We start from the raw sequence: 21,338 nt of genomic DNA on the forward strand, positions 1-21,338 counted from the left end.
AGGCGGCTAGTAACCCTGACATGATGATTCCCTCTTTTTTAGTGTGTCCCTGCTTTATTTAATACACGCGTCTACTGACAGCGCAGCACGACGCTGCCGGCGCTATAGCCTGCCCCGAAGGAGCAGATCAGGCCAGTGTCGCCAGTCTTGAAATCGTCGCGGTGCAAGTGAAACGCGATGATCGATCCGGCAGAGCTCGTATTAGCGTAGCGATCGAGAATGATCGGCGCCTGACTTTCGTTGGGGTCGAACCCGAGCACCCTGCGCGCGATCAAATCGTTCATGTGCCGGTTCGCCTGATGCAGCCACAATCGCTTGACGTCAGAGCCTTCGAGTTCGAGCGAGGCCAGATGCGAGGTGATGAGACTGGCCACCATCGGGCACACCTCCTTGAACACCTGGCGCCCCTGCTGCACGAACAACTTGTCGACGCCGAGCGGATCGCTGTCGGTCACGCGGTTCAAAAAGCCGGCGTTGTTGCGAATGGCGTTCGAGAACCGGGTGACCAAACGTGTGCCCAGCACCTCGAAGCGCTGGCTCGCCACGGCGAGATCGCTTCGCTCGAGCACCACCGCCGTGCACGCGTCGCCGAAGATGAAATGGCTGTCGCGGTCAGTGAAGTTCAAATGCGCCGAGCAGATTTCAGGGCTCACCACCAGCGCGCGCTTGACGCTTCCTGACGCGATGGCGTTGGCCGCGGTTTCGATGGCAAAGGTGGCTGAGCTGCAGGCGACGTTCATGTCGAAGCCGTAGCCCGCGGTGCCGAGCGCCTGCTGGATCTCGACCGCCACCGCCGGATAGGCGCGCTCCAGATTCGAGCAGGCCACGATGACGAGCTCGATTCCCTCGGCCTCGACGCCGGCATTTTTCAGCGCCTGCCCAGCGGCCTCGACGGCCATCTCGCACTGGATCGACGGCTCGTCGTCGCTGCGCTGTGGCAGATTTGGGCGCATGCGCGCCGGGTCGAGAATACCCTCAGCATCGAGCACGTACCGGCTTTTGATGCCCGAGGCCTTTTCGATGAATTCGCTGCTCGAGTAGGCCAGCGCCTCGCGCTCGCCGGCGGCAATTTCGGCGCTAAAGCGCTCGTTGTGACGGTCAACAAACGCGTTGAACGTCGCGACCAGCGCCTCGTTGTCGATGGCGTGTTCCGGTGTATATAGGCCCGTGCCGGTAATCACCACGTCATTCATACTTGTTCTCCCTCGCGTTGTGCTCAACGACCCCGGTACCTGGCCTGCTTAGGCACTCGGCCTGCTGCGTTGAGTGTCATCGTCGCCCCCGGCCCTGGAGGGCGCGCGTTGCGCCTTACGGGCGCGTAATCTCTTCCCACTGTTTTTCGAGGCGCTTGACCGACACCGGCATGAGAGTGCCAAGCTGCTGGGCGAACAGCGACACGCGAAGCTCCTGAATCCACCAGCCGAAGGCGACCAGCACCGGATCCTCGACCTGGCCGCGGCGCTCGCTTTCACGCCTTGCGTCGAACTTCGCCTCCAGCGCCTGAATCTCTTTCATCATCATCTGGTCGCGCCCGCGCTCGCGCCCCGCCTTTTCAAGACGTATCAGCGCGGCGTCGAAGTACCGAGGGTACTCCGAAAGCCACGCCCCCGCATCACGGATGAAGCCAGGATAGACCAAACGCTGCATTTGCGCCCGCACATCGCTATAAACGAGCGCTTGGGAGAAGTCGAGATTGCCCTTGAGCCGCTTGGCGAGTTCGAGATGCGCCTTGAGCGCCGCCTCGACCTCTTTCAAGAGTTTTTCGGCGCGCTCGGGCAGCTGGTCTTCCACCTCATTAAGGCGGGCCTCCAGCTCCCCCGCCGAGCGTGGCAGCGGATCGATGGCCACGACCTGGGTAAACACCGCCAGCAGCACGTCGTCGATGAATGCGGACTTCGCGCCGACGTTGGTGAACAGCAGCGCGCACTTTTCAAGACGTGGCAGCGCGCGAATGGCCTTGACCCGCTCGCCGCGCTGGGTGATCGCAAGCCGCGCCACACCTTCCCGGTGCGCGGCCAGGGCCTTGGCCGGGTGATCGAATAGCGCCACCTTGAAGGACGCTCCGTCGACGGCCAGCGCCGGGTAAGCCTCCACGCGGATGCCGGCCTGGGTAGTCACCCGCGACTCGGGCAGCGGCGATGGTGGGAGCTCGTTTAGAGCCGGTGCCTGGGTGGCCTCTCTGGCCAGCGCCTGGGCGCCCAAATTGGCCGCTTGCTCGAAGCGCTTTTCCAGCGCGCGCACGTCGCGCCCCTGGCCGAGTGTTTCACCCGCGTGGTCGACCACGCGCACGTTCATGATCAGGTGCGCGTCGAGCTGGTCGAAACGCCAGTCGTCCGGGTGAACGCGGGTGCCGGTGCGCTGGCGCAGAAACTCGCCCAGCGCCTCGGTCAGTGGGCGCTCCCCGGGCACCAGCGTTTGCAGCGCGGCGTCGACCCAGTCGGGAATCGGCACGACCTGGCGGCGAATGCTCTTGGGCAACGACTTCAGAAGCGCAATACACTTTTCGCGCAAAAGCCCCGGCACCAGCCACTCCAGCGCGTTTGCCGGCAGCTGCGAAAGCATCGCCGCAGGCACGGTAAGCGTGACGCCATCGTCTTCGGCGCCGGGGGCAAAGTGGTAGCTTACCGGGTAGGCAACGCCCCCCAGGGTCAGGTAATCCGGGTACTGGGCACGCGTGACGTCCTCGGCCTCGCGTGCCTTGAGCGAGGCGATGTCGAAGTGCAAAAGCTCGGGCGTTTCGCGCTCGGCCTGCTTGCGCCAGTGCTCGAAGCCCTTGCCGTTGACCACATCAGACGGAATGCGCTCATCGTAAAAGGCAAACAGCGTCTCTTCATCGACCAGAATGTCGCGACGCCGCGCCCGGTCCTCGAGCGCTTCGACCTCGTCGATCAGCTCACGGTTGTGGGTGAAAAACGCGCCTTTGGTCTGAAATTCGCCTTCGACCAGCGCCCGGCGGATGAAGATCTCGCGGGACGCTTTCGGGTCGATGGGACCAAAATTGATCCGCCGGCGTGAGACGATCGGAAGACCAAACAGCGTGACCTGCTCTAAGGCCACGACCTGAGCGCGCTTCATTTCCCAGTGCGGCTCGCTGTAGCTTCGCTTGACCAGATGTTCGGCCTGAGGCTCGATCCACGTCGGATCGATCTTCGCCACGGTGCGGGCGTAGAGTTTGGTGGTTTCGACCAGCTCGAACGCCATTACCCATTTGGGCGTCTTTTTGGCGAGCCCCGAGCCCGGGTGGATGAAGAACTTGCGGTTGCGCGCGCCCAGATATTCGCGGTTCTCGAGCAGATTACCCAGATTCGACAAAAGCCCGGAGAGCAGCGACTGGTGAAGCCGGGCCGACGTCTTGCGCCTTGCCTGGCGCGCCTGCTCCTCGCTTTCGTCTTCATTGGCAGGCAGCGGCCCCGGCACCTCGATCTCCATGTCGCGCAAAAGCTGTCTGAGCTGGCGGAACGTGTCGTGCCACTCGCGCATGCGCAGGTAATTGATGAAATGATCGCGACACCAGCGGCGCAGCTGGCTGCTGGAAAGCGAGGCGCGCGCGTTTTCGATGCCGTGCCACAAATTCAAAAGCGCGACGAAGTCGGAGTCCGGGTCGTGCCATTTCTGGTGGGCCTGATCGGCCGCCTGACGTTTGTCCGCCGGGCGCTCGCGCGGGTCCTGGATCGCCAGCGCCGACACCACCACCAGCACGTCGCGAAGGCTCTGGCGCTCGGCGCCTTCGAGCACCATGCGCGCAAGCCTAGGGTCGATGGGGAGCCTTGCGAGCTTGCGCCCGAGCGGACTGATCTGCTCTTTCTGATCCACCGCGCCGAGCTCGAACAGCAGCCGAAAGCCATCCTTGACGAAGCGGCTGTCCGGCGGATCGACGAAGGGAAACGCCTCGATATTGCCAAGCTTCAACGAGAGCATCGACAGGATCACCGAGGCGAGATTGGTGCGCTGGATCTCCGGGTCGGTGAACGCCGGGCGCGAGAGAAAATCCTCCTCGTCGTACAGGCGAATACACACGCCTTCGGCGACCCGCCCACAGCGGCCCTTACGCTGGTTGGCGCTGGCCTGGCTGATCGGCTCGATGGGCAGACGCTGGATCTTCGCCCGGTAGCTGTAGCGGCTGATGCGCACCAGCCCCGGGTCGACCACGTAGCGAATGCCGGGCACGGTGAGCGAGGTTTCCGCCACGTTGGTGGCCAGCACGATGCGCCGGCCGCGGTGCGGGGCAAACACCCGGTTCTGCTCTTCGTTGGAAAGCCTTGCGTAGAGCGGCAGCACTTCGGTGCCCTTGAAATCCGCCCGGCGCAGGGTGTCGGCGGTTTCGCGAATCTCGCGCTCGCCGGGCAGAAAAATCAGCACGTCCCGCGGGCCGTGCAGCCAGCCGCGCTCGCGCTCCAGGGTTTCGATCTCACCAATCGCCTGAAGAATCCCCTCCTGTAGCGTGCGATCCTCCTCGTCGTCGTCGCCTCGTACCAGCGGGCGGTAGAGCACGTCGACGTCATACGCGCGCCCGGAGACCTCGACCACCGGCGCGGGCTTTTTGCCGTCGCTGAAGTGGGCGGCGAAGCGCTCGACGTCGATGGTCGCCGAGGTAATGATCACCTTGAGATCCGGGCGCTTGGGCAGCAGGCGCTTGAGATATCCCAGCAGAAAGTCGATGTTGAGACTGCGCTCGTGGGCCTCATCGATGATGATCGTGTCGTAGCGCCAGAGCATCGGGTCGTGCTGGGTTTCGGCCAGCAGGATCCCGTCGGTCATCAGCTTGACCAGGGTGTTCGGCGCACTTTGATCGGTGAAGCGCACCTGATAGCCCACCTGCTCGCCCAGATTCACCTCGAGCTCTTCGGAGATACGCATGGCGACGCTGCGCGCGGCAAGACGCCGCGGCTGGGTGTGTCCAATCAGCCCCCGGCGGCCGCGGCCGAGCTCCAGGCAGATCTTGGGCAGCTGGGTCGTCTTGCCCGAGCCGGTTTCACCGGCCACCACCACCACCTGGTGATCGCGTATCGCCTCCAGAATGTCCTCGCGGCGCTCGACCACGGGAAGATTGGGCGGGTAGCTGACCGCCACATGGGTCGAGGCACGGCGCTCGAAATGGCGCTGGGCCTTGTCGATGTCGCGGCTCAGCTCGGCCAAGCCGCGGTCGATGGGCTTGTCCTCACGCAGACGCCGCTTGAGCCCGTCGACTCGCCGCGCCAGGCGGTGGCGGTCGCGAAGGGTCAACTCGTCGAGGGCGCGCTCGAGCTGCGTTACCTGGTCGGCGCTGGTCAAGGAGGGCGTCTCGGTGGTCACGTTAGGCTCAAATTCCATCTGGAGAAACAAAAATTCGGCCCGCCTGAAAAAGCGGGCCGAACAGTATAGCGCTTTCACTCGCAACAGGGCTAACCCGGCAAGGCGCCCTTCCCCTGGGGTCAGACGTTCGCCTGCTCCTCGCCCTTCTCTTCGCTTTTCTGCTCGTCGCGCAGCTCGCGGCGCAGCACCTTGCCCACGTTGGTCTTGGGCAGCTCATCGCGAAACTCGACGTACCTGGGCACCTTGTAAGCGGTCAGCTCTTTCTTGCACCAGGCGCGCAGCGTCTCGGCATCGAGGCTCGAATTTTTCGAGACCACGAAGAGCTTGATCGCTTCACCCGCGTCTTCGTCCGGCACACCCACCGCTGCCGCTTCGACGACGTCCGGGTGGCCGGCCACTACGTCCTCGATCTCATTGGGATAGACGTTGAAGCCGGAGATCAGAATCATGTCCTTTTTACGATCCACGATGCGAATGTAGCCGTCATCCTGGAGCACGGCGATATCGCCGCTGTGAAACCAGCCGCCTTCGTCGATCGACTTTTTCGTCTCGCCGTCCTGGTTCCAGTACCCCTTCATCACCTGAGGCCCCTTGATGCAGAGCTCGCCGGGCTCACCCAGAGCCACATCGTGACCGTCGGCGTCCACGGTCTTGACCGAGGTGCCCGCCACGGGCTTGCCGATGGTGCCAAGCTTGATGGCGTCGGTGGGGTTGAAGCTCACCACCGGCGAGGTCTCGGTCAGCCCATAGCCTTCCGCCACCGGGCAGCCGGTCACCTCTTCCCAACGCTGGGCGACGGGTTTGGTCAGCGCCATGCCGCCAGAAATAGTGAGTTTCAGGTGCGAAAAGTCGAGCGACTTGAAGTCGTCGCGCTGACACAGCGCGTTGAACAGCGTATTGAGCCCGATAAAACCGGAGAACTTGAGCTTCTTGAGCTCCTTGACGAAGCCGGGCAAATCGCGGGGGTTGGTGATCAGCACCGAATGGTTGCCGGTATCCATCAAAAACAGACAGTTCACCGTGAAGGTGTAGATATGATAGACCGGCAGCGGCGCGATGATGGTTTCGCTGCCGTCCTTCAGGTGCTTGCCGATCGCCGCACGCGCCTGCAGCATGTTGGCGATCAGGTTGGTGTTGGTCAGCATCGCGCCCTTGGGCCGGCCGGTGGTGCCGCCGGTGTACTGGAGCGCTGCGACGTCGTCCGGGGTGCGTTTGACCGGGGTAAAGTCTTTCTCCTGGCCGGCCTTCATGACCTGGCGAAAGCCGGTGGCGCCAGGCAGCCGGTAGGTCGGCACCATCTTCTTGACGTACTTGACCGCGGCGTTGATCAGCCAGCGTTTCGGCACGCCGTGAAGATCGGCGAGTTCGGTGACTACCACGTGTTTGATATCGGTTTTGTCGAGCACCTTGTCGAGCTTGTGCGCCATGTTCGCCAGAATCAGGATCGCCTTTGCGCCGGAGTCCTTGAACTGGTGGGCCATTTCACGTTCGGTGTAGAGCGGGTTGGTATTGACTACCACCAGCCCCGCGCGCAGCGCGCCGAACACCGCCACGGGAAACTGCAGCACGTTGGGCAGCTGAATGGCGATGCGATCGCCGGGCTTTAGATCGGTATGATTCTGCACCCAGCTGGCGAAGCGCCCGGCATAGCGGTCGAGCTCGTCAAAGCTCAGGGTTTGCCCCATGCAGCTAAACGCGGGCCGGTCGCCGTAGCGTTTGACGGCGTTGTCGAAAACGTCGACAACGGAATCAAATTGATCCAGTCCTTCAAGCGTGGGGCCATTCAAAATGGGAGCATCGGCGTGTTCGCTCATGGTGCAATCTCCGCTATCCGTGTCGATAAGTGGACCGACCTTGTTGTTTTGTTAATCGTTTGACGATCTTGTGATGTTGACGTCGCTCCAAGATATACCAGGGGCGCAGGGCTGTAAAACGCTCGATTGAAACTACTGTTTCATGCGAGCCATGCGCCTGGCTCGAAACCGACGTGTCGCGTGCTCATTATGGTGCGTAACGCGCCTTTATGCTTCCCTCTCGCCATACCAGAAGCTCGCCGGGCAGCATCGTCGTCCACACCTCGTTGTGCGTCAGCGGCGCGGTGGCGATCACCGAAACCACATCATTCGCGGTGGTGTGCTCGCTAAAATTGACCGTCATTTCGGCATCCGACAGCTCCGCCTCGCCAAAGGGGGCACGTCGGGTAATGTGCGCGAGTTTGGTCGAGCAGTAGCTATAGAGCGACTCACCGTCGGAGAGCAGCAAATTGAATACGCCAAGCCCCCGCAGGCGCTCGCAGAGCGTGTGCAAAAGCGCCGCGACCGGTCCGAAAGATGCAGGCGGAGTTGGAAACGCGCGGCGAAGCTCACCCAACAGCCAGCAAAAGGCGTGTTCGCTGTCCGTCGAGCCGACCGGGGTGTAGACATCGAGCGCAAGCTCCTGCCACCCGTCGAGCTGGCCATTGTGGGCGTAGCACCAAAGGCGGCCCCACATTTCGCGAGTGAACGGATGGGTGTTGGCCAGGCGCACGCCGCCCACGTTGGCCTGGCGGATATGGCTGATCACCACGTTGGATTTGATCGGATAGTCGCAGATTAGCCGAGCGATGGGCGAATCCACCGATGGGTGCGGGTCGCGAAATTCTCGGTAGCCGCCCTGCTCGTAGAAGGCGATGCCCCAGCCGTCGCGGTGGGGGCCGGTTCCCCCGCCGCGGTGCAGAAAGCCCGAAAAGCTAAAGCAGATATCCGTCGGCACGTTGGCGCTCATGCCTAAAAGCTCGCACATGGGGCTCTCCTTGCCAGGTGTTTAGCCTAGTTGATCACCGGCTCGCGACGTTTGGTGTCACCACCGGCGCTTCGCGTTTTAGGCGCCGCGCGTTTGGGGCCGGCATTGCGCGGCGCGCGCGGGCGGTCGTCATCGCCGTCGTCGTGGTTTGACGGACCGCGTTTGGTCGGGCCACGCTTGGTCGGCGCGGCCGGGCGGCGAACCCACCAGAGCGCAACACCCGCGCAGGCGCCCAGCGCGATGCCGATGAGAAGCCAGACCAGCCCGCCCCACAGGGCCGAGGCGCTGTGCTCGAGAAAGCCGACCGCCGACACCATCGCTGCCGGCGCCCAGCCGGTGTAGAACTCGTTCTCCTCGATCAGCGGCAGGCTAAAGCGCGCCGGTATCCACATCGCGCCGGCCACGCCCCAGGTAAGGACCAGCCGCGGCAGGCGCGGCAAAAACGACAACGCAAAATACACCGCCAATAGCACTACCAGCGAAACCCCGTAATAACTTAGCCAGAGCAGTGACATTGAGCCTGTAAACAGCATAATACCCTCGTGTGGGTGAACGCACCCGCGGTTGATTTCCCGTTATGGTACCTGTCAATTTATGAAAGCACAGCCTGGCATGCGCAAAGACTCGCCCGTGGCGCGCTACTATCGCGCCGACGACCCCCACTGGCACTGGCTGGAGCAACGCGACACGGCTGAGGTCGACGCCTTTCTGACCGCGGCCAACGAGGAGCACGAGCGCTGGTTTCGCCCGCTCGCGCCGCTTGCCGACACGCTCTATCAGGAAAATCTTTCCCGGCGTGAGCTCGCCGTCAAAAGTCTTGAGACCGCACTCGACGTGTTTACGTTCTGGAGTGAAACCGGCGAAGACGACGACTACCCGCGCTGGTGGCGCGCCCCGCTCGACAACCCCGGCGCGCCGGAGTGCTTTTTCGACGTGGTGGCGCGCGCAGAGGGGCACGCCTTTTTCGAGATCGGCGACATGGCGCTCACCCCGGACGAGCAGTGGCTTGCCTGGAGCGAGGACACCCAGGGCGACGAGCGCTACACGCTGTGGCTGAAAGCGCTGCCCAACGGCGAGCCGCACAAGCTGGCAAGCGATATCGGCCCGGCGCTTTGCTGGGCGGAGGATCAAACCCCGCGCGGCGCTACGCTGCTGTTCACCCGCTTCGATGCCACCCAGCGCCCGGACAGCCTCTGGCGCTGCGCGGTGGATTTCGCCAACCCCGCCCAGGATGCCCCGGCCACGCTTGTGCTGCGTGAGGACGATGCCGAGTTCTGGCTGGGCGTGGGCAAGACGCGCTCGAAGGCCTGGCTTTTGATCGAAACCAGCGCCAAGGACACCAGCGAAATTCTCGCCGTGCCCGCCGACGCCCCGGCCACGCCGCCTCTGCTGCTACATCGGCGCGTGAAAGGCGTCGAGGCAAGCATCGACCACCGCCCCGGCGCCTTCTACCGGCTGCAAAACCAGGCCGGGCCCCACTTCGCCCTCGACGTACTCGACGAGCACGCCCTGACCGAGGAAGACGCTGAAAGCGCCAGTTGGCAAACGCTGATTGCTCATCGGGACGATCAAACCCTGGAAGGCGTGGATGCTTTTGCCTGGGGGCTGATCGTGGCCGAGCGCGACCACCACCAGGCCCAGACGCGGCTGCGCCGGCTGGTGCTCGAAGACAATGGCGTCGTCACCCAGGATACGCCGATCGAGCTGGTCGAGCTGCCCTGCTCGCAGCTGATGGAAGACGCACCGCACTTCGACACCACCGTGGTGCAGGTGCGCGAGGAGTCCTTCACTCGCCCGGCGAGCTGGTACGCGCTGGATCTGGAGAGCGGCGAGCGCACGCTGCTCAAAACCCTGGCGGTGCACGGAAACCTCAAACCCGAGCAGCTTGCCAGCCGCCGCCTCTGGGCCACGGCCCCGGACGGTGAGCGCGTGCCGGTATCGATCGTGGCACGGGCGGATTTGATCGATGCCCCGCTACCCACCCTGCTGTACGGCTACGGCGCCTACGGCGAGCCGCTGGACCCCTGGTTTTCGATCGCCCGGCTGTCGCTTCTGGAGCGCGGCGTGGCCTTCGCCGTGGCCCACGTTCGCGGCGGCGGCGAGCGCGGCGAGCCCTGGTATCTGGACGGCAAGATGGCGCACAAGGAGAACAGCTTCTCTGATTTTCTCGCCGCGCGTCAGGCGCTGGTCGATCAAGGCGCGAGCCTTGATGACAAAATCGTCGCCTGCGGCGCCAGCGCCGGCGGGCTTTTGGTGGGCACCTGCCTCAATCGCGCCCCCGAGGCGTTCTGCGCCGCCGTGTTGGACGTGCCGTTTCTCGACGTGCTGCGCACCATGCAAAACCCGGAGCTTCCGCTCACCACCGCCGAATACAGCGAGTGGGGCAACCCGGCAGAGCCGGAGGTGTACGCGCGCATTCAGGGTTATTCGCCGGTGGATAACGTCAAAGCCCAGGCCTATCCGCCGCTCTGGATCGAAGGCAGCTGGTTCGATACCCGCGTCAGCTACTGGGAGCCGGCCAAGTTCTACGCCCAGGTCACCCAGGCCCAGCAGGCCGACGCCCCGGTGTTGCTTTACACCGACAGGGAGAGCGGTCACGGCGGCGCATCCGGGCGCTTCAAGGCGTGGAAGGACGCCGCCCGTCAGGACGCGTTCATCCTGTGGGCGCTGGGTCTCGACAGGTAAGCCCTTATAACCCAAACGTTCACCCCAATATCCAAAAAAGCGCTCGCAATTCCATGCGAGCGCTTTTTATTGAACGCCAATAATTCGATTTTTAAACGCCGCTAACTTAATGGAAACGTTTTCCAAAAATACTTTTCAGCCGTACAGGAGTGCGCCATAATAGCCGTTAGTCGCATAGACGAAAGTTTTATACCTTAACGGCGCCTCGGCGCAGGAGAGCAGCATGAAGTATCAGGAACAGTTTCTGACCATTTGGGACACCCCGGCGACGCAGACCGAGCGCCAGAAAAAAGCCGCCAAACCGCGCGTGTCGCTTTTCAAAAGCCTGTCGCTGATGCTGGTGGCGCTCAAGCGTTAAGCGCTCAGACGGGCGCTAGCGAATGGGCAGCACGGCAATGATGTGCTCGTCCCACTCGCGCTCCGGCACGTCATCCTGAGAAACGGCGAAGCCGCGAACGCTAATACCCTTGCGGTGGACGCGCTCGGCGTCGTTACTCAAGAGCGGGTGCCAGCCGGCCAGCTTGCGCCCTTCTGCTACCCGGCGATAACCGCAGGTCGCCGGTAGCCAGTTGAATTCGCGCACCAGTGCCGGCGTTAGCTGAGTACAGTCCGGCACGGTATCGAAGCGGTTCTCGTAGTCACTGCACTGGCAGCTGTGTGTATCGAGCAAGCGACACGCCACGTTCAAAACGGCGAGCTCGTTGGTGTCGTCGTCGTGAAACTTCAGCAGGCAGCACTGCCCGCAGCCGTCACAAAGCGCCTCCCACTCGTCATCGGCCAGCTCCTCGAGAGCGTATTTTTCCCAGAAGCGTTCGCGCATCTCATCCTCGTTCGTCAAGTGTGGCAGGCGTTGCTGTCTACCGTCATCAGCTCATCGTCAGCCGTTCGTCGCCGGCCGTTCATTGCCGGTAGCGTCGAGCCGCTCGAGACAGTCGGCCCACAGCGGCTCGAATTGCGCTTCGAGCCAGCCGTATTGGTGGTCAAGCCAGGGCGTCAATTCGGCCAGCCGGTTGGGGCCGGAGAGCCGCTGGCCGAGGCCCGCAATGGCGCGGCAGGTGAAGTCGAAATCGGCGTAGCGATGAAGCCAGTCCTGCTCGATCAGCGCCGGCATCATCGCGGCCAGCCGGTTGGGGGCGCCTTCACGCTCGAGCAGCGTATAAAGGCGCGCCACCAGCGCTTCGAACTCGGCGGTGCCGATCAGCTCACGCGCTAGAAAGTGATCCCAAAGAACGTCCAGCGCAATACCGGCAAAGCGGCGCTGACCCGCCGGCGCCGACGCCTTGACCCCCTTGACCCGCGCGTGGCTATCGACAAAGGCGTCGACCCGCCGATGGTGGCGAATGCCCGCCGCCACTGATGACGGCCAAGGGGCAAGGTCGCTTCCCTTGACGCCGTCGGCGATCACGTTGCCCAGCAAAAAGCCGTCGCTGCCGCGGCGGGCAAGCAAGGCGTGGGCCAGAAAGTTCATGAATGGCGGTCGACGTGGGCGCGGTGGACGTCCAAAAGATACTCCTCTTTTGCCGGCGGCATCTGCAGGTAAAAGCCCTGGGTCTCGATCCCCTCGAGCACATCGCCGACATCGACCCGGGCGAGCTTTTTATCCGCGGTCAAAATCATGGTCAGCACCGCCACGGGCTTGCCAAAAGTCTCCATCAGCGCCTCGGGCACCGGTGCAAGCCCCTGGCGCTTGTCCACGTAAAGATACATCTCTTCCTTGCGCGAGCTTTTAAAGATCTCGCAGACCAGCTTGTCGCTCATGCTCCGCTCTCCTGTAGCGCCTGAGATAGCGCGTCGTTCAAACACTCGCCCCGCCAGCCGCCGGGAAGCGTCGGCGCTTCACCGGCCATGTCCTGCATCACCAGCGCCTCGATGTCGCGCCGTCTGAGCAGCACTTCCGGGGCGATGCCCAGCGCCGCCGCCTTTGCACTAATGACTTTCTTGAGCGCCTTGAAGCGACGCTTGAAACTCGGCGACGCCGGGTCCGGCCATGGCGCGGGCAGCGCCTCTTCCGGGCAGTGACGCGCCTCTCTGACAAACTCGAGCAGCGTATCGCCCTCCTTCTTGACGAAGGCCGGTTTCACGCCTTCGACGCCCGCCAGCTCGAAGCGGTTTTTCGGCATTGCCTCGGCCACGGCAAACAGCAGCTTGTCGCTGGCGAGCCAGTTGCGCGGCAAGTCGCGTCGGCGGGTTTCGCCTTCCCGCCAGGCGGTCATCCGCTGATAGGCATCGATCGCCCGGGGGGGCAGCCGCCACAGCTGGCGCTGGCGGGTGTACCAGAGCGCGTCGCTTTCGCTGCTGCGCTCGGCCTGGGCAAGCTGAGCGGCGCACTCCTCGAAAAGCCACTCCCGGCGCCCCAGCATGTCGAGCTGACCCGCCTGTAGTGCCCAGACCCGCAGCAGATAGATAACGTCGAGGGCGGCGTAGTCGCACTGGCTCGGCGTCAGCGGCCGGAGCAGCCAGTTCGAGCGCGTCTCCTCTTTGGGCAGGGTCTCACCGACCCAGTGCTCGACCAGCTTTTGATACCCCAGGGCGGGCACCTCGCCGAGCAGCGCCTGAGCGATCTGGGTATCCACCAGTGGCGTCGGCAGCACACCGGCCCAGAGCTGGAAAATTTCCAGATCCTCGCTGCCCGCGTGCAGCAACTTGATGGCCTGGTTTTGCAACAGCGCCCTGAACGCCTCGGTGCACGGGGTGGCGACCGGGTCGATCAGATAGGCAAGATCACCGGCGCAAAACTGGATCAGCGCCGGAATCGGAAAAAAGGTGTTTTCGCGGAAAAACTCCGTATCGAGCGCGATCACGCTGGCGGCCTCGACCTCCCGACAGGCGGCGTCGAGCTGGTCGGCGGTCTCGATCCATCGGTAGGACGGTTGGGTTAAAACGGACACGGTAGACTTCCCTGTGGTGGTACCAAAAGCGGCCCAGGTGACGGTAATCGACGCCTCGCGGCAGGCTCGCCGCGGGCGCAGGCAGAAGAGTGTGGCGCGGCTATTCGAGGCCGAATGGCAGGCGGCCGTTGAACGCGCGGCTGAGCGTGCCGCCATCGACGTACTCGAGCTCGCCGCCCATGGGTACGCCGTAGGCGAGCCGGGAAAAGGCGACGCCGTACTGGGCGAGCTGCGAGGCAATGTAGTGCGCGGTCGCTTCACCTTCGACGGTGGGATTGGTCGCCAACACGATCTCGCGGATATTGCCTAAGCTTACACGCTCCTCGAGCAGGTCGAGCCCGATCGCTTCCGGGCCGATCCCGTCGAGCGGCGACAGATGGCCGTGAAGTACGAAGTAGCGCCCGCCAAAGCCGCCCGCCTCTTCGATGGCGAGCTGATCCGCCGGCGACTCCACCACGCAGAGCACGCTGTCGTCGCGCCGCGGGCTGTCGCACAGCGCGCAGACCTCGGCCTCGGTAAGCGTGCGGCAGCGCTGGCAGTAACCCACCTCACGGATGGCGCGCTCGATCACCTCGGACAGACGCTGGCCGCCCTCGCGCTCACGCTCGAGCAGATGCATGGCCATGCGCTGGGCGGTCTTCGGCCCAACGCCTGGCAGCACCCGAAACGCTTCGATGAGCTGCTCGATGAGCGGGGAAAAACGCATCGCTTAAAACGGCATCTTGAAGCCGGGCGGCAGATTCAGCCCCTGGGTGGCCTCTTCCATCCGCGCCTTGGAGTTGGCTTCGACCTTACGCACGGCGTCGTTGACCGCCGCGGCCAGCAGGTCTTCGAGCAGCTCCTTGTCCTCTTCCAGCACGCTTGGGTCGATGGTGACGTCGCTCACATCGTGACGACCGTTCATGGTGACCTTCACCATGCCCGCGCCGGCCTCGCCGAAGACCTCGGCTTTCGCCGCCTCTTCCTGGACCTGCTGCATCTTTTCCTGCATTTCCTGGGCCTGCTTCATCAAGTTGCCCATTCCGCCTTTAAACATGGTGTCTACTCCCTGGTGGTCAATCGGTGCGGTTTGAAAGCTTAGCGTAAGCCGCAAACGCCGGGCTGTCATGGCGACGTCGAGGTTTTTGGCTTGACGCTCTCTTCGTTGAGCGTGGCGCCAAAGGCTTGACGTAGCTTCTGTATATTGGGGTCGCGCTGCAATAGATCAACGGCGCTGGCGTGTCGCTCGCGCTGAAAGCGCAGCGACTGGTCGCGCGGGGTTTCGAGCCTGGTGTCGAGCTCGCCGACCTCAAAGCTCACCGAGCGCGAAAAGCCCTGATCGGCGAGCGCCTTCTCCAGGCGCTGCTGGTGTACATCGGCCTGCATCGCCGACTGGCTCGGGTCCAGGGTCAACACCAGCGTGCGTCCATCATCGCTTGCCAGCTGGCAGTGCGCCGCCAGGTTGCGGGTCAAACCGCCAAGGCCAAGCTGGTCGAACAGCGCAAGCCACCCGGCGTGGTCGAGCCGCCCGCCGGGCACCGGAGCGGTTTTAGCCGCCGCCGCGTCGCTCGACGCCTGCTCGTCGGCTGGCTCTTGAACTTGCCGACCCTGTGCCTGAGCGCTCTCGGCAGGCGCATCCGGCGCAGGTGCGCTTTCTATAAAGGCGCTCTCGGACGACAGGTCCTGTACGGGCACGTCCTCGACAGGCACGTCCTCGACAGGCATGTCCTGTACAGGCACGTCCTGCTCATCGAAGTCGGTCACATCGGCGTCAACCACGATGGGGGTATCCGGTACGAACGCCGGCGCGGCGGGCTCGGGCTCGGGCTCGGGCTCGGGCTCGGGCGCTTCAGCATGCGCGGCGGTGTCGTCCATCGCCCAGGGGGGCGGCGATTGATCGATCGGACTTGCGACTTCCTGCACCGGGGCGCTGACAGGCGCTGATTCGAACGCCGCCGGGGCAGGATCAGGCTTTTTTGGCGCGTCGGCCGCCGGCTCGTGGTCGGCGGGTGTGGCCGCGTTGGCTTGCGCCATGGGTTCTGAGCGTAGCGGTAGCGGCGTTTTCGGCGGCCGGGGCACGCCCTGGGGGCGAAACGCCAGCATGCGCAAAAGCGTCATTTCCAGCGCGCTGCGCAGATCCGGGGCGTGCTCCATGTCGCCGCGCCCCTGAATACCAATCTGGTAATAAAGCTGGATATCCTCGGCGGTGAAGTGGCCCGCAAGCTCGAGAATGGTATCGCGGTCACCGTGGCTGTTATCCACCGCCCCTGGCACCATTTGCGCGACCGCCAGCCGGTGCAGAATGCCGGTCAGGTCGTCGAGCACCGCGGCGAAGTCCGGCCCCTGCTCGGAGAGCGTGGCGACTTCGGCGAGAATCGCCTGTACGTCGACCTCGGCCAGCGCCTTCGCCAGCGCCAAGATATGGCGATGATCGAGCGTGCCCAGCATCGCGGCGACATCGGCATGGCGCACCGCGCCCTGACCAAAAGCGATCGCCTGGTCGGTCAGGCTCATGGCGTCGCGCATCGAGCCTTCGGCGGCCTTGCCCAGAAGCCACAGCGCGCTTTCATCGAAGGCCACGCCCTCCTGGCCCAGCACGAAGGTCAGATGCTCGACCACCCGTTCCGGCGGCATGTGCTTGAGAGTGAACTGCAAACAGCGCGACAGAACCGTTGGCGGAAGCTTTTGCGGGTCGGTGGTGGCCAGCAGGAATTTAACGTGCGGCGGCGGCTCTTCCAGGGTTTTCAACAGCGCGTTGAAACTGCTGGTCGAGAGCATGTGCACCTCATCGATGAGGTACACCTTGTAGCGCCCCTGGGTCGGCGCGTACTGCACGTTGTCCAGAAGCTCGCGCGTGTCTTCGACCTTGGTGCGCGAGGCGGCGTCCACCTCGATCAAATCGACGAAGCGGCCTTCATCGATGGCGCGGCAGCTATCGCACTGCCCGCAGGGCGTGGACGTGACGCCATCGTCGCCTTCGCCGTTGGCGGTGCAGTTCAGGCACTTGGCCAGAATACGCGCAAGTGTCGTCTTGCCGACCCCGCGGGTGCCGGTGAACAGGTAGGCGTGGTGAAGGCGCCCCTGGTCGAGAGCGTTGACCAGCGCGCGCTGAACATGGGTCTGCCCCACCAGCTCGTGAAACGTACGCGGGCGCCACTTGCGGGCCAGAACCTGATAGCTCATTGAGCACTATTTCCTTTGGCGGGCTGGCGCTCCCCGGTAGCGCCGGGGAGGCCACTTCAAACGATCTGTCGAATGGCGGGCGGCCATTCTAGCGGTTGGGAGAGAGCCCGCCAACCGCGGGCCAAAAGGCGCCTTACTCGCTCGGCGCGTCGCTGCCTTCGGCTGCGCTGGCGCGCTGGCCGGCCTCCTTGATCAGCTTTTCGAGTTCGCCGCTTTGATGCATTTCCATCACGATATCGCAACCGCCGACCAGCTCGCCTTCGACCCACAGCTGCGGGAACGTCGGCCAGTTGGCGACCTTGGGCAGTTCGCTGCGGATATCCGGGTTGTCCAGCACGTTAACGAACGCGAAACGCTCGCCGCAGCTCATCAGCGCCTGAACGGTTTGGGCGGAAAAGCCACACTGGGGCAGCTGGGGCGTGCCCTTCATGTAGATCAGAATCGGGTTTTCGCTGATTTGGCGCTGGATGTTCTCAACCGTTGTGCTCATGGAGTGCTCCTTCGATCGGTGGCGCGTTCATCTAGTGTACGCAACTCGTCACGTCTTTAAAGAGTACCGCCATCAAGCGGTACCTGAGTAAACTGCTCGGCTTTATCGAGCGCCCTATTCTACGCATGCCGGTGGCGTTGCGCATCCCCCGCGCCGTCGCTAGGATGGGGTATTTACCCGGAGAGACGTTATCATGGCGACCCGCCATTTTCTGACCCTGCTGGATCTAAGCCCGGACGAGCTCGACTACTTGATCGACCGTGCCATCACCATCAAAAGCGAGCTCAAGACCGAAGGCCCCGTTTATACGCCGTTCAAGAACCGGACGCTGGCGATGATTTTCGAAAAATCCTCGACCCGTACCCGCGTCTCGTTCGAGACCGGTATGACCCAGTTCGGCGGCCACGCGCTGTTTCTCTCCCCTCGCGATAGCCAGCTTGGCCGCGGCGAGCCGATCGAGGACACCGCGCGGGTGCTCTCGGAAATGGTCGACGCAGTGATGATTCGCACCTTCTCTCACGAAGGCATCGAAACCTTCGCCGGCGCAAGCTCGGTACCGGTGATCAACGCCCTGAGCGACGACTACCACCCCTGCCAACTGCTGGCCGACGTGATGACCTGGAAAGAGCACCGGGGTAGCGTCGAAGGCCGCACGGCAGTGTGGGTGGGCGATGGCAACAACATGTGCCACTCCTGGATCAACGCCGCGCGCCAGTTCGGCTTCAACTTGCATGTTTGCTGCCCGAAAGGCTACGAGCCGCGCGCCGACATTCTCGAGGCCGCAGGCGATCGCGTGACGCTGTTCCACGATCCGGTCGAGGCGACCCGGGGCGTCGATTTGATCACCACCGACGTATGGGCCTCCATGGGCCAGGAAGAGGAGCAGGCCAAACGCGAGGCCGACTTCGCCGGCTTCCAGGTCACCGAGGCGATGCTGGATGCCGCCGCCGACGACGTGCTGTTTTTGCACTGTCTGCCCGCCCACCGCGGCGAAGAGATCAGCGAGACGCTGCTCGACGACCCGCGCGCGGTGGTCTGGCAGGAAGCCGGCAACCGGCTGCACGCGCAAAAGGCGCTGATGGAATTTTTGCTGCTGGGCCGCATTGGCTAAAGCTCGCTACGCTCGGCACTGGCCGGGCGTTTGGCGCCCGCATGATGCGCACGAAAAAGCCCCGCTCGATGAGCGGGGCTTTTGAATTTGGTGGAGCCTAGCGGGATCGAACCGCTGACCTCAACACTGCCAGTGTTGCGCTCTCCCAGCTGAGCTAAGGCCCCAGAGCAACCGGCGTTTTGTGGCCGAGTGCGCGGCGAATACTAAGCAAGAAAATGCCTCGGGTCAAGCCCGGCGTGGGTTTTATATTTACTAATTCTCCTTTGGCAAAAGCTATGGCACCCTAGGTTCGACCCCTAAGCTCGAACCCCAGGCAACCGACGGCAGAACAAACGTCGAACAACACAACGTGTGAGTGCATGAATGCAGGAGCGACCACGTGATTAACGTTCTCATCGCCGACGACCACCATTTGGTAAGAAGCAGTATCGCGCACCTGCTGAACGAGGAGCGCGATATCTCGATTGCAGGCGAAGCCGTCGATGGCGAAAACGCGGTCACGCTTTGTCGTCAGGTCAAACCGGATCTGGTGCTGATGGATATTCGAATGCCCGGCATTGGCGGGCTGGAAGCGACCCGGCGTATCTGTCGCAGCATGAAAAACGTGCGCGTTCTGATTCTAACGGCCTACATGGAAGACAGCATTTTAAGGCGCATGCTCGAAGCCGGCGCCTCTGGCTTTTTGAGCAAGAGTGCCAACATCGAGGAGATGACCAAAGCGATCCGCCAGGTTTACAGCGGCGGGCGCTACGTCAGCCAGGAGATCGCCCAGCGACTGGCACTTGCTCACTTCACCGAAGAGCGCAGCCCGTTTCGCCAACTCTCGCCGCGCGAGCTTCAAATCGCGCTGATGATCGTCAACTGCCAGCGGGTTCAGGACATCTCCGAACGGCTGCATTTGAGCCCTAAAACCGTGAACACCTACCGCTATCGTCTATTCGACAAGCTGGCCGTGACCAGCGACGTGGAGCTGACCCATCTGGCGCTTCGCCACGGGCTGGTCGAGGGCTTTGACGCGCGCGAGGGTTAGGCCTAACATCCAGTGCTCGCTCACGCAGATCCCAGGTTCCATGACTTTCGATGCCAAGCAATTCTTGAGCTCGGTAAGCACCTCCCCCGGCGTTTACCGGATGCTCGACGATCAGCAAAACACGCTCTACGTTGGCAAGGCGAAGCGGCTCAAGGCGCGCCTGGCGAGCTATTTTCGTGGCCAGCTCAACGCCAAGACCCAGGCGATGGTGGCGCGTATCGCCGACGTTCAGGTTACCGTCACGCGCACCGAAACCGAGGCGCTGCTGCTCGAGCAAACGCTGATCAAGGAGCTGCGCCCGCCCTACAACATTCTGCTGCGCGACGATAAATCCTATCCGTTCGTGTTCGTCACCGATCGCCATGCCTATCCGGCGCTCGAGTACAAGCGCGCTCGCCAGCGGCGCGGCGACGGCCGCTATCTGGGCCCCTACCCAAGCAGCGGCGCGGTGAAAGAGAGCCTGACGCTGATGCAAAAGATCTTTCGCATCCGCAACTGTGAGGACAGCGTCTTCGCCCACCGCAGCCGCCCCTGCCTTCAGTACCAGATCGACCGCTGCAGCGCGCCCTGTGTGGGCTATATCTCTAAAGAAGAGTATCAGCGCGACGTCGAGCACGCGGTGATGTGCCTGGAGGGTAAAAGCGACAGCGTCACCGAGGCGCTCGGCCGCGACATGGAGACGGCAAGCCAGGCGCTCGATTTCGAGGAGGCCGGGCGGCTTCGCGACCAGATTTCGAAACTCCGACAGCTTCAACAGCGCCAGTTCGTCGACAACGAAAGCGGCGACGCGGACATCTTCGCCCTCGCCCACCGCCCCGGCGCTCAGGGGGTGTCCATCATGAGTATTCGCGATGGAAGGCTGCTCGGCGCGCGCCACCATACGCCGAAAAACGATCTCGAGCTCTCTGACGAGATGCTCTTGACCGAGGTGGTTAGCCAGTACTACTTCGGCCAGCCCCACAACGTCCCCGCCGAAGTGATCACCAGCCACGCCCTGGACGATAGCCAGCTGATCGCCGATGCGCTCAGCGAGCAGGCCGGCAAGAAGGTACGCGTGGCGCATCAGGTACGCGGCCACCGCGCCCAGTGGCAAAAACTCGCCATGACCAATGCCGAGCAGCAGCTCGCCTCGCAATTGGCGAACAAAACCCAGCTCATGGCCCGCTTCGAGTCGCTGCAAAAGGCGATGGGGCTCGAGAATACGCCAGCGCGGCTGGAGTGCTTCGATATCAGTCACAGCCAGGGCGAGGCAACCGTGGCGTCGTGTGTGGTATTCGATCAACAGGGACCGCGTAAAAGCGACTATCGTCATTTTCGCATCGAAGGGGTCGCTGCCGGCGACGACTACGCCGCCATGCAGCAGGCGCTGACGAGGCGCTTGAAGCGCGTCAAAAGCGGCGAAGCGATCGCGCCGGATGTGCTGATCGTCGACGGCGGCAAGGGCCAGCTCAATATGGCCCGCGGGGTGATCGAGGAGCTTGGCGTCGAAGGCATTACGCTTTTAGGCGTGGCCAAGGGCACGACGCGCAAGGCGGGGCTCGAGACGTTGTTTCTGGAAAGCAGCGACAACCCTCTGCCGATGGACCCGGCCTCACCGGGGCTGCATCTGATTCAGCACATCCGCGACGAGTCGCACCGCTTCGCCATTGCCGGCCACCGCGCCCAGCGCGACAAGGCGCGGCGCACCTCGACCCTGCAGGACATTCCAGGCGTTGGGCCCAAGCGACGGCGCGAACTGTTACGCTTTTTCGGCGGGCTTCAGGGGGTACAGAAGGCAAGTCAGGACGAGCTCGCTCGCGTACCGGGCATTAGCGCGACCATGGCCGCGTCGATCTACCAGGCGCTCAATGGATAAAGGTCTTTGCGGCATGGATGCCGCGCCCCAAGGCGGATAGAATA

Annotated in this window: 18 protein-coding genes and 1 tRNA gene; 5 read left to right on the forward strand and 14 right to left on the reverse strand. The window is 63.3% G+C overall.

All coding sequences use genetic code 11. From position 1 onward, the window contains the following. Positions 1–71 precede the first annotated feature (71 nt). The 5 genes from RN347_RS10905 to RN347_RS10925 form a co-directional block, all read right to left on the reverse strand. Complete coding sequence (locus RN347_RS10905) at positions 72–1,193, reverse strand: beta-ketoacyl-ACP synthase III (RefSeq protein WP_263586766.1); 1,122 nt, start codon at positions 1,191–1,193, stop codon at positions 72–74. A gap of 115 nt (positions 1,194–1,308) precedes the next feature. Further along, positions 1,309–5,310 (reverse strand): ATP-dependent RNA helicase HrpA, encoded by a 4,002-nt coding sequence (gene hrpA, locus RN347_RS10910; RefSeq protein WP_311958242.1) that lies wholly within the window; start codon positions 5,308–5,310, stop codon positions 1,309–1,311. Positions 5,311–5,411: 101 nt separating this feature from the next. Then, positions 5,412–7,106, reverse strand: a complete 1,695-nt coding sequence (locus tag RN347_RS10915) for an AMP-binding protein (protein ID WP_311958243.1) — start codon at positions 7,104–7,106, stop codon at positions 5,412–5,414. A 187-nt stretch (positions 7,107–7,293) separates the two neighbouring features. Next, positions 7,294–8,073: a class II glutamine amidotransferase gene (locus RN347_RS10920; RefSeq protein WP_311958244.1), complete on the reverse strand. Its 780-nt coding sequence runs from the start codon at positions 8,071–8,073 to the stop codon at positions 7,294–7,296. A 26-nt stretch (positions 8,074–8,099) separates the two neighbouring features. After that, positions 8,100–8,606: a hypothetical protein gene (locus RN347_RS10925; protein ID WP_311958245.1), complete on the reverse strand. Its 507-nt coding sequence runs from the start codon at positions 8,604–8,606 to the stop codon at positions 8,100–8,102. A gap of 61 nt (positions 8,607–8,667) precedes the next feature. Between RN347_RS10925 and RN347_RS10930 the strand changes: the two genes are divergently transcribed. Further along, a complete protein-coding gene (locus tag RN347_RS10930) occupies positions 8,668–10,758 on the forward strand; it encodes a S9 family peptidase (RefSeq protein ID WP_409365754.1) in 2,091 nt (696 codons plus the stop codon). Between the two features lie 223 nt (positions 10,759–10,981). Further along, positions 10,982–11,116 carry a hypothetical protein gene (locus RN347_RS10935; protein WP_263586760.1) on the forward strand — a complete coding sequence of 45 codons (135 nt, stop codon included), beginning with the start codon at positions 10,982–10,984 and terminating at the stop codon, positions 11,114–11,116. A 15-nt stretch (positions 11,117–11,131) separates the two neighbouring features. Here the strand turns inward: RN347_RS10935 and RN347_RS10940 are convergent, their stop codons facing one another. The 8 genes from RN347_RS10940 to grxD all read right to left on the reverse strand — a co-directional run bounded on the left by RN347_RS10940 (position 11,132) and on the right by grxD (position 17,298). Next, positions 11,132–11,578, reverse strand: coding sequence for a YcgN family cysteine cluster protein (locus RN347_RS10940; protein ID WP_263586759.1), 447 nt, complete (start codon positions 11,576–11,578; stop codon positions 11,132–11,134). Between the two features lie 57 nt (positions 11,579–11,635). Then, positions 11,636–12,226: an ACP phosphodiesterase gene (locus tag RN347_RS10945; protein WP_311958247.1), complete on the reverse strand. Its 591-nt coding sequence runs from the start codon at positions 12,224–12,226 to the stop codon at positions 11,636–11,638. Next, on the reverse strand, positions 12,223–12,516 hold the full coding sequence (locus tag RN347_RS10950) for a YcgL domain-containing protein (RefSeq protein ID WP_263586757.1): 294 nt from the start codon (positions 12,514–12,516) through the stop codon (positions 12,223–12,225). Before RN347_RS10950 ends, RN347_RS10945 begins: the two co-directional genes overlap by 4 nt. Further along, the gene (rnd, locus tag RN347_RS10955) at positions 12,513–13,646 is read right to left on the reverse strand and encodes a ribonuclease D (RefSeq protein ID WP_311958248.1); all 1,134 of its coding nucleotides are present in this window, start codon (positions 13,644–13,646) and stop codon (positions 12,513–12,515) included. The genes RN347_RS10950 and rnd overlap by 4 nt, the downstream gene beginning before the upstream one ends. 100 nt (positions 13,647–13,746) lie before the next feature. Next, positions 13,747–14,352, reverse strand: a complete 606-nt coding sequence (recR, locus tag RN347_RS10960; RefSeq protein WP_311958249.1) for a recombination mediator RecR — start codon at positions 14,350–14,352, stop codon at positions 13,747–13,749. 3 nt (positions 14,353–14,355) lie between these two features. Beyond that, positions 14,356–14,682, reverse strand: a complete 327-nt coding sequence (locus tag RN347_RS10965; RefSeq protein ID WP_252108931.1) for a YbaB/EbfC family nucleoid-associated protein — start codon at positions 14,680–14,682, stop codon at positions 14,356–14,358. A 68-nt stretch (positions 14,683–14,750) separates the two neighbouring features. Further along, positions 14,751–16,808, reverse strand: coding sequence for a DNA polymerase III subunit gamma/tau (dnaX, locus tag RN347_RS10970; protein WP_311958250.1), 2,058 nt, complete (start codon positions 16,806–16,808; stop codon positions 14,751–14,753). Positions 16,809–16,941: 133 nt separating this feature from the next. After that, positions 16,942–17,298, reverse strand: coding sequence for a Grx4 family monothiol glutaredoxin (gene grxD, locus RN347_RS10975; RefSeq protein ID WP_311958251.1), 357 nt, complete (start codon positions 17,296–17,298; stop codon positions 16,942–16,944). A gap of 193 nt (positions 17,299–17,491) precedes the next feature. On the opposite strand from grxD, the gene argF reads away from it, so the two are divergent. Beyond that, the gene (gene argF / locus RN347_RS10980; RefSeq protein WP_311958252.1) at positions 17,492–18,409 is read left to right on the forward strand and encodes an ornithine carbamoyltransferase; all 918 of its coding nucleotides are present in this window, start codon (positions 17,492–17,494) and stop codon (positions 18,407–18,409) included. 88 nt (positions 18,410–18,497) lie between these two features. Here the strand turns inward: argF and RN347_RS10985 are convergent. Then, a tRNA-Ala gene (locus RN347_RS10985) sits at positions 18,498–18,573 on the reverse strand. Positions 18,574–18,788: 215 nt separating this feature from the next. On the opposite strand from RN347_RS10985, the gene uvrY reads away from it, so the two are divergent. Continuing rightward, positions 18,789–19,439: a UvrY/SirA/GacA family response regulator transcription factor gene (gene uvrY / locus RN347_RS10990; protein WP_311958253.1), complete on the forward strand. Its 651-nt coding sequence runs from the start codon at positions 18,789–18,791 to the stop codon at positions 19,437–19,439. 40 nt (positions 19,440–19,479) lie between these two features. Then, on the forward strand, positions 19,480–21,294 hold the full coding sequence (uvrC, locus tag RN347_RS10995; RefSeq protein ID WP_311958254.1) for an excinuclease ABC subunit UvrC: 1,815 nt from the start codon (positions 19,480–19,482) through the stop codon (positions 21,292–21,294). Positions 21,295–21,338 lie beyond the last annotated feature (44 nt).

Source organism: Halomonas sp. PAMB 3264, from assembly GCF_031954245.1.
In the GTDB taxonomy this organism is placed as follows: domain Bacteria; phylum Pseudomonadota; class Gammaproteobacteria; order Pseudomonadales; family Halomonadaceae; genus Vreelandella.

Excerpts from the sequence above, each read along its gene's own strand:
- RN347_RS10925 (WP_311958245.1), bottom strand. The coding sequence starts at position 8,606 with ATGCTGTTTACAGGCTCAATGTCACTGCTCTGGCTAAGTTATTACGGG.
- RN347_RS10920 (WP_311958244.1), bottom strand. The coding sequence starts at position 8,073 with ATGTGCGAGCTTTTAGGCATGAGCGCCAACGTGCCGACGGATATCTGC.
- RN347_RS10945 (WP_311958247.1), bottom strand. The coding sequence starts at position 12,226 with ATGAACTTTCTGGCCCACGCCTTGCTTGCCCGCCGCGGCAGCGACGGC.
- uvrC (WP_311958254.1), top strand. The coding sequence starts at position 19,480 with ATGACTTTCGATGCCAAGCAATTCTTGAGCTCGGTAAGCACCTCCCCC.
- RN347_RS10965 (WP_252108931.1), bottom strand. The coding sequence starts at position 14,682 with ATGTTTAAAGGCGGAATGGGCAACTTGATGAAGCAGGCCCAGGAAATG.
- RN347_RS10935 (WP_263586760.1), top strand. The coding sequence starts at position 10,982 with ATGAAGTATCAGGAACAGTTTCTGACCATTTGGGACACCCCGGCGACG.
- recR (WP_311958249.1), bottom strand. The coding sequence starts at position 14,352 with ATGCGTTTTTCCCCGCTCATCGAGCAGCTCATCGAAGCGTTTCGGGTG.
- RN347_RS10915 (WP_311958243.1), bottom strand. The coding sequence starts at position 7,106 with ATGAGCGAACACGCCGATGCTCCCATTTTGAATGGCCCCACGCTTGAA.
- RN347_RS10905 (WP_263586766.1), bottom strand. The coding sequence starts at position 1,193 with ATGAATGACGTGGTGATTACCGGCACGGGCCTATATACACCGGAACAC.
- hrpA (WP_311958242.1), bottom strand. The coding sequence starts at position 5,310 with ATGGAATTTGAGCCTAACGTGACCACCGAGACGCCCTCCTTGACCAGC.
- grxD (WP_311958251.1), bottom strand. The coding sequence starts at position 17,298 with ATGAGCACAACGGTTGAGAACATCCAGCGCCAAATCAGCGAAAACCCG.
- dnaX (WP_311958250.1), bottom strand. The coding sequence starts at position 16,808 with ATGAGCTATCAGGTTCTGGCCCGCAAGTGGCGCCCGCGTACGTTTCAC.
- argF (WP_311958252.1), top strand. The coding sequence starts at position 17,492 with ATGGCGACCCGCCATTTTCTGACCCTGCTGGATCTAAGCCCGGACGAG.
- RN347_RS10950 (WP_263586757.1), bottom strand. The coding sequence starts at position 12,516 with ATGAGCGACAAGCTGGTCTGCGAGATCTTTAAAAGCTCGCGCAAGGAA.
- RN347_RS10930 (WP_409365754.1), top strand. The coding sequence starts at position 8,668 with ATGAAAGCACAGCCTGGCATGCGCAAAGACTCGCCCGTGGCGCGCTAC.
- RN347_RS10940 (WP_263586759.1), bottom strand. The coding sequence starts at position 11,578 with ATGCGCGAACGCTTCTGGGAAAAATACGCTCTCGAGGAGCTGGCCGAT.